This window comes from Roseovarius dicentrarchi, assembly GCF_003316635.1.
In the GTDB taxonomy this organism is placed as follows: domain Bacteria; phylum Pseudomonadota; class Alphaproteobacteria; order Rhodobacterales; family Rhodobacteraceae; genus Roseovarius; species Roseovarius dicentrarchi.
In genome coordinates, this window is record NZ_QNQP01000005.1 from 214,409 (window position 1) to 227,554 (window position 13,146).

Genomic DNA, 13,146 nt, shown 5'->3' on the forward strand with positions numbered 1-13,146 from the left:
CTACTCCGATGGGTTACAGGCGGCGATCCGTAAGGCAGAATGTCCCAGGGATGCAAGCGCGATGGACTGCACTGGGGTGTGAAGGGTGTTGTTGTACGCGGGCTGAACGCGCACGATCATTTCGCCGATGGGGCGGTCAAGGTCCAGTATGAATTTGCCATCCTCATGGCGCCAGCCGGTCGCGTCCAGCTCATCCGACATCGACGGCAGGCCCGCACCATGGGCCAGGAACACCTCGGACGTCTGAATGATCTGCCCGGCGTCGATGCGGTAGCTGTCCATCACGGGCGTCCGGGATACGGAATGGATGAATTCCAGCGCGAAACTCGCGCCGGGTTCCAGCGGGTAGCTGGCCAGCGGCGCACCGCCCGGATGGGCGCTAAGGCACAGAAAATCCGCAGGCGAGGCCGCGGCGGGCAAGGCTGGGATGGCCAGAATGGCCACCCCAAGGACACCGATGATGATGCCGCGCGGCGGCATTACTTGATGCCTTTTTCCGCGTAATACTTCTCGGCGCCGGGATGCAGCGGCACAGAAACGCTCTCCAGCGCCTTGTCGAGCGAGATTTCCTTGCCCTTGGGATGCACGTTGCCCAGCGTTTCGGTATTTTCATACAGCGCCTTGGTCACGGCATAGACAACCTCGTCGGAGACATCCGCATGGGTCGCCCAGATCGCGCGCACGGCCAGCGTTTCAACGTCATTGTCCTGGCCCTTGTAGGTGCCGCCCGCCAGTACGGCATTGGCGTAATAGGGCTGCGTTTCCTGCAACTTGGCAATCGCGGGGCCGGTCAGCGGAACGATGCGGATATCGTGGCCGTTGGCCAGATCGGTCAGCGACGATGTGGGCGATCCGGCGGTGATCAGCGATGCGTCAAGGTTGCCGTCCTTGATCTTGTCCACCGACTGCGAGAAGGACGAATAATCCTCGGACACGTCCTCGCGCGTCATGCCATGCGCGATCATCAGATCGCCCAGCAGCTGCCACTGGCCCGAGCCCGGCGAGCCCGACGAAATTGTCTTGCCCTTCAGATCCTCGAACGTCTCGATCCCGGAATCGGCGCGCACGACCAGTTGCACGGTTTCGGGATAGAGCGCGCCGATGGCGCGGATATTCTCGTTCGGCTCGCCGTCGAACTGGTTGATGCCCTTATAGGCCGCATCCAGAATGTCAGCCGCAACAAAGGCGGACTCAATCTCGCCGCGTCCCAAGAGCTGCGAGTTGGCCACCGATGCGTTGCCGGTTTCCGCCGTGGCCGACAGTTTCGTGTCAGGGATTTCGGCAGTGTTCGAGATCAGCTGCGCCAGCATCCCGCCCAGCGGATAATACGTGCCGCCGGTGCCACCCGTTGCGATGCCAAAGAAGACGCGATCCGCGGCATAGCCCGGCAGCGCCGTCATGTGCAGCATTGATGCCGCGGCAACGCCTGCCAGAAAAATACGACGTGAAAGACCCATATTGCTACCTTTTCCTGATTGGCTGCGGTGACCGGGCGATGATCGCCTTGCCAGCACGCAGGCTTGATTTCGCGCCGGAATTTCAGAACCGGCGATACCGCAGTGTTGCGGCGATGCGCGTTGATGTCCAGTTTAAATCTGGGCCGGCGCTGGGGGCCGCGATGCCCTATTCGGCAAAGTAGCTGGCCGCGTGGCGGCAAAACGCATCGGCCAGCGCGCCCGGCTTCAGCCGCTGCGACCGCGCCAGCGCGATCCGGTGCGGCGCCAGATCCCCCGACAATGCAATCGCCGCCAGCGCGCCACCATCATAAGCGGTGTCATGCGGAATTTCGGTCGCCAGCAGGCCGACGCCCATCCCGTTGGCCACCATCGACCGCAGCATTTCAACCGAGCCGGTTTCATACGCGATTTCCGGCGTGACCCCGTGCATCTGCGCCAGCGTCAGGAAATAGCCGCGACTATGCGGCAGGTTCATCAGGATCAGCGGATCGGCCAGCAGCTCGGCCATGGTCACAGCCGCGCGGCCCGCCAGCCGGTGATGCCCCGGCACCAGCCCGTAAGGGCGCACATTGGCCAGCGGCGTGACCTGCACCGACGACGGCAGCCCGAAATCATAGATCAGCGCCACGTCGATCCGGCCACTGTCCAGCCATGCGGTCAGGGCGTCCAGGTTCCCCTCGTGCAGGCGGACCTGCGCGCCGGGATGCGCCTGCTGAAACATGCGCACCAGCGACGGCGCATAGCGGGGGCCGAGCGTTGAGAATACGCCCAGGTCCAGAACCTCGTGCCGCGCCTCGGCGGCGTCCAGAACCTGCTGCGCCTGCGCTTGCAGTTTCCTGAATTCGCCCAGCTTCAGATGCCCGAACGCCGTCGGCTCGACCCCCAGACCGGCGGCGCGGGCAAACAGGGGCCGGCCCAGATGCGCCTCGACCTTGGCAATGGCCAGCGACACGGACGGTTGCGATACCGCCAAGTTGCGCGCGGCCGCAGCAGTGCTGCCGGCCTCGGCCGTGGCGATCACATAGTCGATCTGGCTCAAGGTGATAGCAATAGGTTTCATTTATAGGCGTATGGTTAAATTGTATTACGCCCTATAGCAAGCGCCACGCTACGCTGCGCGCAACCCAAACGGAGGCCGATATATGCAAACCGACACCGCAGATCGCACGACCCAGCCGCTGGCCGGTGTGCGCGTCCTTGATTTCACCCGCGTATTGGCAGGCCCCTATTGCACCGCGATGATGGCCGATCTGGGCGCCGATGTGATCAAGGTCGAATCCATCCACGGCGATGATTACCGCCATGTCGGCCCGTTTCAGGACGGCGAAAGCCTGCTGTTTCAGGCGGTCAATCGCGGCAAGCGGTCCATTGTGCTGGATCTGAAAACCGCCGAAGGCGTCGCCACGGCCAAGGCGCTCTTGCGCGAGACCGATGTTCTGGTCGAGAACTTTCGCCCCGGCGTGATGGACAAGCTGGGGCTGGGCGCCGCCGGGCTGATGGCCGAATTTCCCGAACTGATCTATGTGTCGGTATCCGGCTTCGGCCAGACCGGCCCCAACGCGAAAAAGCCCGCCTATGACATCATCCTTCAGGCGATGAGCGGCCTTATGGATGCCACGGGCGAACCCGGTGGCCAGCCCACCATGGTGGGCGAGGCTGTCGCGGATGTGGCCGGCGGGCTGTTCGCGGCATGGGGCACGATGGTGGCGCTGTTTGACCGCAGCCGCACCGGCAAGGGGCGACATGTGGATGTGGGGCTGTTCGATGCGCTGACCTCGATGATGCCGACGCTGGCCTGCCGCACCCTGATGAACGGCGAGGCGCCGTCGCGCACCGGCAACCGCCACCCGCTATCGGCGCCGTTTGGCACCTATCGCGCGCAGGACGGGCATTTCGCCGTGGCGGTTCTGAATGACCGGCTGTTTGCCACATTCTGCAACGTGATCGAACAGCCGGATCTGGCCAGCGATGCCCGCTTTGCCAGCGACACGCTGCGCCGCACGAACGAGCCTGCGCTGGCCGATCATATCGAGCGGTGGGCCGCGACCCACTCGGTTGCCGACATCGTGAACCGCCTGTCAGCCGATGGCATCCCCGCCGCCGAAATCCAGTCTGTTGCGCAAGCGTGGTCCTCGCCGCAGGCGGAGCAGCGCGCGCTGGCCTCAGACGTGCAGCACCCCGTGCTGGGCCAGCTGCGCGTTCCCGAACAGCCGGTGCATTTCAGTGGCGCGCCGCGCGGCGGCCGCATGGCGGCCCCGGCGCTGAATGGTGACGCCGCCGATATTCTGGCCCTGATTTCCAAAGGAGACACTGCATGAGCTACCCCATGTCCGACGATGAGCGCGCCGTAATCGACCAGATCGAACGCTTCGCCGCCGAGGTGCTGGCCCCGCAGGCCGCAAGGATCGACGAAGACTCGCTCTTTGCCACAGTGCATCTGCCGGCGATGGCCGAAATGGGTCTGATGGGCATGAACCTGCCCGAAGAATATGGCGGCATCGGCCTGTCCGGCCCCGCGCTTTATGCGGCGGTAGAGGCAATTGCAGGCGCCTGCGGGTCCACCGCATCCATGCTGACAGCGCATTTCCTGGCCACGGATTCCCTGCTGCTGGGCGCCGATGACGCCCTGAAAGAGCGATTTTTGCCGGATGCCGCAGCGGGCAAATCGCTGGGCGCCTTTGCGCTGACCGAACCGCAGGCCGGATCGAACCCGGCGGATATGTCCAGCTTTGCCACCGCCGATCAGGACGGGTATCGCATCAAGGGGTCGAAATGCTTTATCTCGAACGCGGGCGCGGCTGATTTCATGGTGGTCTATGCCAAGACTGACCGGGATGCAGGCGCGCGCGGCGTCAGCGCCTTTGTGGTCGAGCCGAAGAAGACGAACGGCGTCGATATAGCCCCGAACGAGCGCACGATGGGCCTGAAGGGCGGGCATGTCTTTGGCATCACGCTTGACTGCCACGTTCCAGCGGAAAACCGGCTGGGCGCCGAAGGCACCGGGTTCAAGACCGCGATGAAGGTGCTGGACAATGGCCGCATCGAAGTGGCGGCGCAGGCCACCGGCATTGCCGCCGCCGCGCAGAACGCTGCAATCTCCTACGCCAAGGAACGCATGGTCGGCGGGCATCCGATTGCCGATTTTCAGGGCCTGCAATGGATGCTGGCCGATAGCGCGACCGAGCTGGCCGCCGCCCGCGCGCTGGCGATGCAGGCAGCGGTCAAGCGCGGCTCGGGGCAGCGGTATTCGTCCGAATCGGCCTTTGCCAAGCTCTATGCGTCCGAGGCCGCATGGCGTATCGCCGACCGGGCGCTGCAAATTCACGGCGGATACGGCTACACCCGTGATTTCCCGCTGGAGCGCTATTTGCGCGATCTGCGGATTTTCCGTATCTATGAGGGATCGTCGGAAATTCAGCGCACAATCATTGCGCGCGGGCTGCTGGCATAGCGCCACGGCTGCGCAGCAAATCGCTGGATTATCTGGAGAAATTTGCGTAAAAATCGGGCCAAGCCAACAAGACCAAAACCAACAAGGAGAACCCGAATGGAAAGACGCACGTTCATCAAGGTCGGCGCCCTGGGCGCTGCGGCCACCGCGCTGGCCGCGCCTGCGATCGCGCAGGATAAACGCCAGTGGAAAATGGTCACCGCCTGGCCGAAAAACCTGCCTGGGCCGGGCGTTGCCGCGCAAAACCTGGCGGACCGGATCACCACCCTGTCGGGCGGCCGGATCGAGGTCAAGCTGTACGCATCGGGCGAACTGGTGCCGGGGCCGGGCGTATTCGACGCCGTCAGCGAAGGCACGGCAGAGCTGTATCACGCGGTTCCCGCCTACTGGGGCTCCAAATCCAAGGGCATCCTGCTGTTCGGATCGCAGCCATTCGGCCTGCGCGCGGACGAGCAATTCGGCTGGCTGGCGCATGGCGGCGGTCAGGAACTCTATGACGAAATGTACGGTCGTTTCGGCATCAAGCCGTTCCTGTGCGGCAACTCCGGCCCGCAATGGGGCGGCTGGTTCCGCAATGAGATCAACTCGGCCGAAGATCTCAAGGGCATGAAATTCCGCACCACCGGCCTTGCCTCCGAAATGATGACCAAGCTGGGCGTTGCCGCCGAGGCGATGAGCGGCCCCGCGATGTTTCAGGCGCTGCAAACCGGCGCACTGGACGCGGGCGAATTCATCGGCCCGTGGACGGATTCGGCGCTGGGCTTTTACCAGGTCGCCAAGAACTACTACTGGCCCGGCGTGGGCGAGCCGTCATCGGCCGAAGAATGCGGCGTGAACGGCGATGTCTATGCCGAACTGCCCGACGATCTGAAACAGGCGGTCAGCTTTGCCTGCGAGAGCCTGTATAACCCCGTCTGGACCGAATACACCACCAAACACGCCCTGTCGCTGAAGTCGATGGTCGAAGAGCAGGGCGTTCAGGTCAAGATGTTTCCCGACGACGTCATCGCCGCCATGGGCAAGGGCGCCGACGAGGTGATCGACGAGCTGCGCCAGAATGACGACGAGCTGGTCAAGCGCATCACCGAAAGCTTTGTCGCCTATCGCGACAGCGTCGGCAGCTATATGACCTATGCCGATAACGGCCAGATGAACGCCCGCGCGGGTCTGTTCGGCTATTGACCCGGCCTCGGTGCGCGGTGATATCCGCGCACCGTTTCGCCACAACAGCAGGGGCACAGATGGACCGCATCGCAGCAGCGATCGACAGCATCAACATCGCGACCGCGCATATCGTGCGCTGGCTGGCGCTGTTCATGGTGTTGATACAGTTTTTCGTCGTGCTGGGGCGCTACGTCTTTGGCGTCAATTCCATCGCCGCGCAGGAAAGCGTGCTGTATCTTCATGCCACGCTGTTCATGCTGGGCGCGGGCTATACCCTGCTGGTGGACAAACACGTGCGGGTCGATGTGTTTTTCGCCAAATTCAGCGCCGTCACCCAGCGCCGGATCGACATTTTCGGCCATCTGTTCCTGCTGCTGCCGTCCATGGCGGCGCTGCTTTACTGGTCATGGCCGTCGGTGCGCAACTCGTGGAAGATCCTTGAGGGGCCGATTTCGGTCGGCGGGATCGAGGCGGTGTTTCTGCTGAAAACGCTGATCCCGCTGTTTTGCGTCCTTGTCATGCTTCAGTCGATCGCGCTTTTGATCCGCCTGTTTTCCGCGAAAGCGCCCCAATGACCCAATATCTAGATCTGATCATGTTCGCCGCATTGATGGCGGCCATTCTGTCCGGCTTTCCGGTGTCATTCAGCATTGCGGGCGTCGGGATCGTCTTTGCCTATCTGGGCTGGGCGTTGGGGGTCATGGACATATCGCTGCTGGGGGCGATGGGCCAGCGGGTGTTTGGCCTGATCAGCAATCAGGTGCTGATCGCCATTCCATTATTCGTGCTGATGGGCGCGCTGCTGGAGAAAAGCCGCATCGCGGAGGATCTGCTGGATACGATGGGGCGGCTGTTTGGCCAGCTGCGCGGGGGCTTGGGCATTTCGGTGGTGCTGGTCGGGGCGCTGCTGGCGGCATCGACCGGCATCGTCGGGGCAACCGTGGTGGCGATGGGCATGATCGCCCTGCCCACCATGCTGCGGGCGGGGTATAATCCGCGCGTGGCCAGCGGCATTGTCTGCACCGCCGGTACGCTGGGCCAGATCATTCCACCCTCTACGCTGCTGATTATTCTGGCTGACGTCATGTCGAACGCCTTTCAACAGGCGCAATATGAACAGGGCAAATTCTCGGTCGAGGCGCTGTCGGTGGGGCAGTTTTTCGCCGCAGCGATCGTGCCGGGGCTGCTGCTGGTCTGCCTTTATCTGATCTATATTCTGATCCGCGGCGCACTGCGCCCGCGCGATATGCCGCCAGCCGCGCTGGATGTGCCAAGGCCGGACAGGTCCGAAGTGATCGGCGCGATCATTCCGCCCATCCTGCTGATTTTTGCGGTGTTGGGCGCCATTCTGGGCGGCGTGGCCACCCCGACCGAGGCCGCATCGGTGGGCGCCGTCGGCGCGCTGCTGATGGCCGGTCTGCGTCTGGGCGTCAGCCGACCGCTGATCCTTTTAGGAACCGGCGCATTGGTCGCGCTGGGTATCTTTGCCGGGGCATTTCCGGTGCGGTTGCAGCGCAGCGATCTGGAAATCGCGTCCTATCTTGCGGGTGGGTTTTATATTCTACTGGCCATCATCGGCGCGGTCGCAATCACCTTGGCGCTACGCTCTGCCCTGCGCCAAAGCGTCATTCAGGAGGCCGTGAATGCGACGCTGACCATGACCTCGATGATCTTTGCCACCATCCTGGCCGCGGGCATCTTCTCGCTGGTGTTCATCGGCCTCGGCGGCGAGGAGCGTGTGGCGAGCCTGCTGACAGGTATGCCCGGCGGGGCCACCGGCGCGCTGGTCTTCAGCATGCTGTTCATCTTTGTGCTAGGGTTCTTTCTGGATTTTGTCGAAATATCGGTGATCCTGCTGCCGCTGGTCGTGCCGCCCCTGATTGTGATGGGGCATGATCCGATCTGGCTGGGCATTCTGATCGCGATCAACCTGCAAACCAGCTTTCTGACGCCGCCGTTCGGGTTTTCGCTGTTCTACCTGCGCGGCGCCGCCCCGAAGGAGATTACAACGGCGCATATCTATGCCGGCGTTGTACCGTTCATCGGGCTTCAGGTTATTGGCGTGTCACTGATCTGGATCTTTCCGGTTCTCGCAACCTGGCTTCCGAAAATGATTTTCTGAAGGCTCTGGTTCTGCGCGGTCTGGTTGTTACGCGGCGTCGCCCGATCCGGGCGCCCATTGTTGACCCATGATAATGACAAAGCCGCCTTTTGATGGTCAGATGCGTCAACTGCCTGTCGCAGAACCACTGAACGGAGACGACAATGACCCTGTATTCTGACCAAGAACCCCCGCTGACATCCACCATCAGGCGCAGCCGCAACCTGCTGATCGCCACCGGTATCGTGATGATTGTGGCGGGTGCCGCCGCCATCGCATTTCCCTATCTCAGCAGCCTGGGTGTGACTGTCTGCGTCGGTCTGATGCTGGTGATTTCGGGCATCGCCCAAGGCATCGGCGCCTTCAGGTATCCGCGCTGGACGGGCATTGCGATGGGCCTGATTTTCGCTGCGTTCGGACTGATCGCAGGGGGCTACCTGCTGCTGCGCCCCGCCGAAGGCGTGTTTGCCCTGACCATCATCGCCGCTGCGTTTTTCCTTGCCGAAGGCATCGTCAAGGCTGTGCTGGCCTTCCAGATGCGTCCCGTTGCCGGCTGGGGCTGGATCCTGTTTGACGGGGCGGCATCGGTGGTTTTGGGCATCCTGCTGTGGTGGCAGTTGCCGTCTGCCGCGCTTTGGGCGCTGGGCGTACTGGCGGGGATCCGGATCATGGTGTCCGGCTGGACGCTGGTGATGGTGCCGATCGCGCTTGGCCGGGCTTTGGGCATGCGTGCGCCGCAATAAGCCGCCTTTGTCACCAAAAAAGGCGGGAGAACGGCGCAGTATTGCGCTATTCGCCCGCCTGCGCGTCATTCGCTGACGTGATCTGCTGACCCCCTTCTGTGCGATCCTTCAGCAACAAACGCTCCTGCGGCCACCAATCGGGGTGTTTGTCGCGGATATAGGCCAGCAGAGCCTCGCGCAGGCGCATTTCGGCGGCCCAGGCGGCCGATGGGTCGGGGCCCATCGCGTAGAACGACATTTCCTGTCCCGCCTCGGAATGTTTGGTCACTGCGGCGAACAGATGTTCGTGTTCGATTACGTCCTCATCGTCTTTGGCCAAATCACAAAACACCTCGCGCAGCTCGTCGATATCGGCGCGGTGATCCAGAAACAGGGTGATCGTTTTCAGGATGCGCGCATCTGTCACCGACCAGTTTTCAAACGGTTGCGAGACGAAATATTTGACCGGCACGATAATGCGCCGCTCGTCCCATGTGCGCAGGCGCAGAAAAGTGTAAAAGATGCTTTCGACATAGGCCCAGTTATCCTCGAACTGGACGCTGTCGCCAATGCGGATGGGTTTGGCCAGCGCGATCTGCAAGGACGCCATGATATTGCCCAGCACGGCCTGACCGGCGATCCCCAACAGGACGGTCAACACGCCCGCCGAGGCCAGCAGCGACATGCCCAGCGAATCAAACAGGTTCAGCCGCGACAACAGCACGATAATGGCGATGCCCACCATCAGCAGCACGATGATCCGCCGGATCGCGTAGATCGAAGTATATAGCTCGCGCTGGTCCAGACTGCGGGTATCGTCGATTTCGCCGATAACGCGGACGGTGATACGGTCCAGCACGGCATCCACGATCTTGAGCCCGGTAATGCCCAGCCCGGTCACGATCACGATCATCAGGAACGGGCGCAGGATTGTCGTCACCGGCCCCGAAAACGACACCCCAAGGCTAAGCATGAACTGCGCGGCAATCGCCACAACCACAAAGGCCAGCGGAATTCGCGACCGCTCCAGCGCCGGGCGCAACAGGGGGCCGGGCACGGTTCTGCTGGCCCACCCGACACTGCGGTTGGTCACCCAGCCAAGGCCCAGCAAACCGCCCAACATGATCGGCAGCAGAATCCACTCCCACAGTCGCAGGCCACCGACACGAATGGTCAATTCCCTTGGGATATGCCTTTCAAACCGGCTGGGACCGAATTTTTCGTAAAGGGTGGGAATGTTCTGGACAGTTTGCGGTGTGAACATCCAAACAGGGTCTGCATCGGCTGCCTTGTACCGGCCCAGCCGGATCTCATAGGCTTGGCCCTCGACCTCGACCATTTTCAGCCCGATATCGCGCCGCGGCTTGCCCGCCAGCGCATTTTTGGATGTGCCGGTTTCCAGCATCGCGTCAGGCCGGGCCGATAGACCCGCCCAATCGATCCAAAGCTGCCGTTCAATAACCATCGCCAGCTTGCGGGCCAGCTGCACGCCTTCCTCCTTGCGGCTATCCTCTGGCAGATCACCCAAGTGCAGATACTGCGCCGCCTTGGCAAACTGCTGATCTTCGGTCAGCCGGATGAAATTGCGCACCGTCTCGCGCGGTGTGCGGCGCTGAACATCTATATCCCCGCCCGATGGGGTCATCACCGAGGCGTCGATTGCATACCACGCACCGCTGTCCTCTTGCGCGGACAGCTGGCCACCATAAACGAACATGGCGGCCAAGATCACCATGTGCAGCAGGGCCGCTGTAATGAGGCGAAGCATATTCATATCCCCATCATGCGCTGAAAAGCAGAAACGAGAAAAGGCCCACCCCGTCAGGGATGGGCCAAAGATGGTCTGATCTGCCGAAATTACATGTCGTATTCGGGCTGAGCTTCCAGACGCTCCTGCGTGCTGTCGATGTAGATGCGCACGTCGTCACCGTCCTGCTCTTGCAGGATCTGTAGTTCCTCGAACGTCACCGCAACCGGCTTTTCGCCGATGCCAAGGAAACCGCCGACATTGATGACCACGTGGGACACCTTGCCGTCTTCGCCCAGAACGAGGCTGTCGATCTCGCCGACGCTTTCATCATTGGCGCCATAGACGTAGGAGCCTTCCAGCTGCTCGGACGTCATCTCGCTCACTGCGGCCATTTCGACTTCGGCATAGCCTTCACGTTCGACCGTGGGGCGGGGCAGCAATTCGCGGTCGGCGGCGTTGTTGTTCATCTGCGCCGTGTCGTCCGCGACCATATTGGTTTCGGCTGTGTTCGCCTCTGCCATGTCGTCGCCGCGGTCGAATTCGGGCATCTGCTCCAGCGCTTCCTTGGTGGTGGAGACGACGAGGAAACGGTCATTGCTGTCGCCCTCTTCGCGGACAATGCTGATGTCGCTCATCGGGACCGCAACGTCACGCTCGCCCATTCCGAGGAAGCCGCCAACGCCCAGAATAACCGCGCTGACATTGCCGTCCTGGGTCACGATGATATCGTTGATCTCGCCGATATCGTCCCACTCCGCCTCGCCGCCATCGGCGATTGTGGTGTCGGCTGCAACGGCGTTTTCCGCGTTATAGATGCGCATGCCGATCAGGTTGGATGCGTAGAAATCGCTCTGCTGCATCTCGACCTGACCGAATGCGGTGCCGTGGTTGTCGGCGTGGACGGCGCCTGTCATTGCAATCACGAGTGCGGTTGTGCTCAGAAGGGTTTTCATCTTGATACTCCTTGTTTCCGTTGCTGTTCTTGTCTCTGGGCACACAACTGGCGCGGCGCCGTTAGGTTCCGGCGGCGCAGATTTTTTTCAGCGCGTTCGCAATTTGATTGCGCGAACCGGTTGCGCGTTCTGTCGTGAAAGTTCTCTCTTGAAGATACGCTTATTGGTTGACCTCGCGCTTGCCGTTCCGCAGCATGGCGCGCCCTGCCGGGGTGATTGACTGCTGCGCAATGCCGTGGCGCGGCCTGCGTGATGGACGATCTGGTGACTGCGTCAACATACGTGGTATTCAAATGCATCGCTTTGGCGGATAGTATGACGAACAGGGTCTCATATGCCCTCTACCCGGACGATCACAGCAATGTTGGAAAGAAAGGTACTGTCGTGGGCCTGATCCACAGAGGAACAGTGGCACTCTTGGCGGTTGTGCTCTGTGCGGCAGCGACTTTCGCAAGCGCCGGAAACAACACGGCCGCACCCTCCGCTCAGCATGCCGGACTGATGTGGAACCGAAGCGGTTTGCCAGCCGTATTTCCGTTGCAAATCAAAACGCTGCCGGGTCAGGATTACTTCCTGACATTAAACGACGTCAAAGGTAAGGCCGTATTGGCCGCCTACATAATAGGCGGCGCATTTTTCAAGGTGCTGGTTCCCCCTGGGGTTTTCAGGTTGAAATTCGCTGCCGGAGACGTCTGGCAAGGCGAAGACAATCTGTTCGGACCGGGTGACAATACGCATTTTTTCGAGTTGCGCGCCCCGCTGTCATTCGAAACCCGCGGGCTTGGGATCAAAGCCGGCCATGTCGTGAGCCTGCTGGAGCGGCCTCCCGGCCAGATTGCGGCGGCTACGTTGAGGGATCAGCTGATCTGTCAATCTGTCAGATCCGAATTTCCATCGTCAATCTATTCTTTGGGCGCAGAGCGCGCTCAGGATGGTCAGCAACGCTGGCGGCCGTGGATCGGAGACCTGACGAACCCGAACCGAAGCATCCCGACTGAGGTGGTCCCCATTCCTTGGACAGGATCTGGCGCCTTTCAAGCTCTTCTTTGCTCCTGCTGATCGGGTTGCGTGACTTCGATTTGCCGTGAGTAGAGCACTGCCGGTGGCCGGCCGCCAAGTGCTTTGTGCGGGCGGTGGTAATTGTAGAACTCCATCCAGTTGCGGACACCGACGCGTGCCTGCGATCCGGTCTCCCGGGCATGCAGATAGACGCATTCGTATTTTAGGGTGCGCCACAGGCGTTCGATGAAGATATTATCCAAGGAACGACCCTTGCCGTCCATCGAGATGCGGATGCCGGACCGGCGCAGGCGGTCTGTCCAAGCGAAGGATGTGAACTGCGATCCCTGATCGCTGTTCATGATGTCGGGCGGTCCGAACCTATGGAGCGCCTCGTTCAGCGCCTCGACGCAGAAGTCGGCCTGAACTGATGCGGTGGATGCCTCCACCCGACGGCATCAATTGTGCCAAAGTGGTTTCATCTGAACCAAAGAGAGGGAGGCATCCATGTTAGAGATTAGCATATTGGCGGTTGATTTGGCCAAGAAC

Annotated in this window: 12 protein-coding genes and 1 pseudogene; 7 read left to right on the plus strand and 6 right to left on the minus strand. The window is 61.6% G+C overall.

What is annotated here, in order from left to right; translation table 11 throughout:
- The 3 genes from DQ230_RS05690 to DQ230_RS05700 all read right to left on the minus strand — a co-directional run bounded on the left by DQ230_RS05690 (window position 1) and on the right by DQ230_RS05700 (window position 2,517).
- A complete protein-coding gene (locus DQ230_RS05690) occupies window positions 1-480 on the minus strand; it encodes a DUF1850 domain-containing protein (RefSeq protein WP_113911522.1) in 480 nt (159 codons plus the stop codon).
- Entirely contained in the window at window positions 480-1,457 is a 978-nt protein-coding gene (locus DQ230_RS05695) for a TAXI family TRAP transporter solute-binding subunit (protein WP_113911523.1), read from the minus strand. Before DQ230_RS05695 ends, DQ230_RS05690 begins: the two co-directional genes overlap by 1 nt.
- Window positions 1,458-1,623: 166 nt before the next feature.
- On the minus strand, window positions 1,624-2,517 hold the full coding sequence (locus tag DQ230_RS05700) for a LysR substrate-binding domain-containing protein (RefSeq protein ID WP_113911524.1): 894 nt from the start codon (window positions 2,515-2,517) through the stop codon (window positions 1,624-1,626).
- Window positions 2,518-2,599: 82 nt separating this feature from the next.
- Between DQ230_RS05700 and DQ230_RS05705 the strand changes: the two genes are divergently transcribed.
- The 6 genes from DQ230_RS05705 (at window position 2,600) to DQ230_RS05730 (ending at window position 8,916) form a co-directional block, all read left to right on the plus strand.
- Entirely contained in the window at window positions 2,600-3,775 is a 1,176-nt protein-coding gene (locus DQ230_RS05705; RefSeq protein WP_113911525.1) for a CaiB/BaiF CoA transferase family protein, read from the plus strand.
- Complete coding sequence (locus DQ230_RS05710) at window positions 3,772-4,908, plus strand: acyl-CoA dehydrogenase family protein (RefSeq protein WP_113911526.1); 1,137 nt, start codon at window positions 3,772-3,774, stop codon at window positions 4,906-4,908. Before DQ230_RS05705 ends, DQ230_RS05710 begins: the two co-directional genes overlap by 4 nt.
- A gap of 96 nt (window positions 4,909-5,004) precedes the next feature.
- Window positions 5,005-6,090, plus strand: a complete 1,086-nt coding sequence (locus DQ230_RS05715) for a TRAP transporter substrate-binding protein (protein ID WP_113911527.1) — start codon at window positions 5,005-5,007, stop codon at window positions 6,088-6,090.
- Window positions 6,091-6,149: 59 nt separating this feature from the next.
- Window positions 6,150-6,647 (plus strand): TRAP transporter small permease subunit, encoded by a 498-nt coding sequence (locus DQ230_RS05720; RefSeq protein WP_113911528.1) that lies wholly within the window; start codon window positions 6,150-6,152, stop codon window positions 6,645-6,647.
- Window positions 6,644-8,194: a TRAP transporter large permease gene (locus DQ230_RS05725; protein ID WP_113911529.1), complete on the plus strand. Its 1,551-nt coding sequence runs from the start codon at window positions 6,644-6,646 to the stop codon at window positions 8,192-8,194. The genes DQ230_RS05720 and DQ230_RS05725 overlap by 4 nt, the downstream gene beginning before the upstream one ends.
- Before the next feature lie 143 nt (window positions 8,195-8,337).
- Window positions 8,338-8,916 (plus strand): HdeD family acid-resistance protein, encoded by a 579-nt coding sequence (locus tag DQ230_RS05730; RefSeq protein WP_113911531.1) that lies wholly within the window; start codon window positions 8,338-8,340, stop codon window positions 8,914-8,916.
- Window positions 8,917-8,962: 46 nt separating this feature from the next.
- Here the strand turns inward: DQ230_RS05730 and DQ230_RS05735 are convergent, their stop codons facing one another.
- Both DQ230_RS05735 and DQ230_RS05740 read right to left on the minus strand, forming a co-directional pair.
- Window positions 8,963-10,669 carry a mechanosensitive ion channel family protein gene (locus DQ230_RS05735; protein ID WP_113911533.1) on the minus strand — a complete coding sequence of 569 codons (1,707 nt, stop codon included), beginning with the start codon at window positions 10,667-10,669 and terminating at the stop codon, window positions 8,963-8,965.
- Window positions 10,670-10,752: 83 nt separating this feature from the next.
- Window positions 10,753-11,598, minus strand: a complete 846-nt coding sequence (locus DQ230_RS05740; RefSeq protein ID WP_113911534.1) for a PRC-barrel domain-containing protein — start codon at window positions 11,596-11,598, stop codon at window positions 10,753-10,755.
- A gap of 252 nt (window positions 11,599-11,850) precedes the next feature.
- On the opposite strand from DQ230_RS05740, the gene DQ230_RS05745 reads away from it, so the two are divergent.
- Window positions 11,851-12,657 carry a hypothetical protein gene (locus tag DQ230_RS05745; RefSeq protein ID WP_113911535.1) on the plus strand — a complete coding sequence of 269 codons (807 nt, stop codon included), beginning with the start codon at window positions 11,851-11,853 and terminating at the stop codon, window positions 12,655-12,657.
- Here DQ230_RS05745 and DQ230_RS05750 read toward each other — a convergent pair.
- Window positions 12,633-13,028: pseudogene (locus DQ230_RS05750) on the minus strand (transposase); the annotation flags it as partial. The gene DQ230_RS05745 and the pseudogene DQ230_RS05750 sit on opposite strands and share 25 nt — an antisense overlap.
- Window positions 13,029-13,146: the final 118 nt, after the last annotated feature.

Coding starts and splice junctions, on each gene's coding strand:
- DQ230_RS05690 (WP_113911522.1), bottom strand. CDS start 480: ATGCCGCCGCGCGGCATCATCATCGGTGTCCTTGGGGTGGCCATTCTG.
- DQ230_RS05695 (WP_113911523.1), bottom strand. CDS start 1,457: ATGGGTCTTTCACGTCGTATTTTTCTGGCAGGCGTTGCCGCGGCATCA.
- DQ230_RS05700 (WP_113911524.1), bottom strand. CDS start 2,517: ATGAAACCTATTGCTATCACCTTGAGCCAGATCGACTATGTGATCGCC.
- DQ230_RS05705 (WP_113911525.1), top strand. CDS start 2,600: ATGCAAACCGACACCGCAGATCGCACGACCCAGCCGCTGGCCGGTGTG.
- DQ230_RS05710 (WP_113911526.1), top strand. CDS start 3,772: ATGAGCTACCCCATGTCCGACGATGAGCGCGCCGTAATCGACCAGATC.
- DQ230_RS05715 (WP_113911527.1), top strand. CDS start 5,005: ATGGAAAGACGCACGTTCATCAAGGTCGGCGCCCTGGGCGCTGCGGCC.
- DQ230_RS05720 (WP_113911528.1), top strand. CDS start 6,150: ATGGACCGCATCGCAGCAGCGATCGACAGCATCAACATCGCGACCGCG.
- DQ230_RS05725 (WP_113911529.1), top strand. CDS start 6,644: ATGACCCAATATCTAGATCTGATCATGTTCGCCGCATTGATGGCGGCC.
- DQ230_RS05730 (WP_113911531.1), top strand. CDS start 8,338: ATGACCCTGTATTCTGACCAAGAACCCCCGCTGACATCCACCATCAGG.
- DQ230_RS05735 (WP_113911533.1), bottom strand. CDS start 10,669: ATGAATATGCTTCGCCTCATTACAGCGGCCCTGCTGCACATGGTGATC.
- DQ230_RS05740 (WP_113911534.1), bottom strand. CDS start 11,598: ATGAAAACCCTTCTGAGCACAACCGCACTCGTGATTGCAATGACAGGC.
- DQ230_RS05745 (WP_113911535.1), top strand. CDS start 11,851: ATGGACGATCTGGTGACTGCGTCAACATACGTGGTATTCAAATGCATC.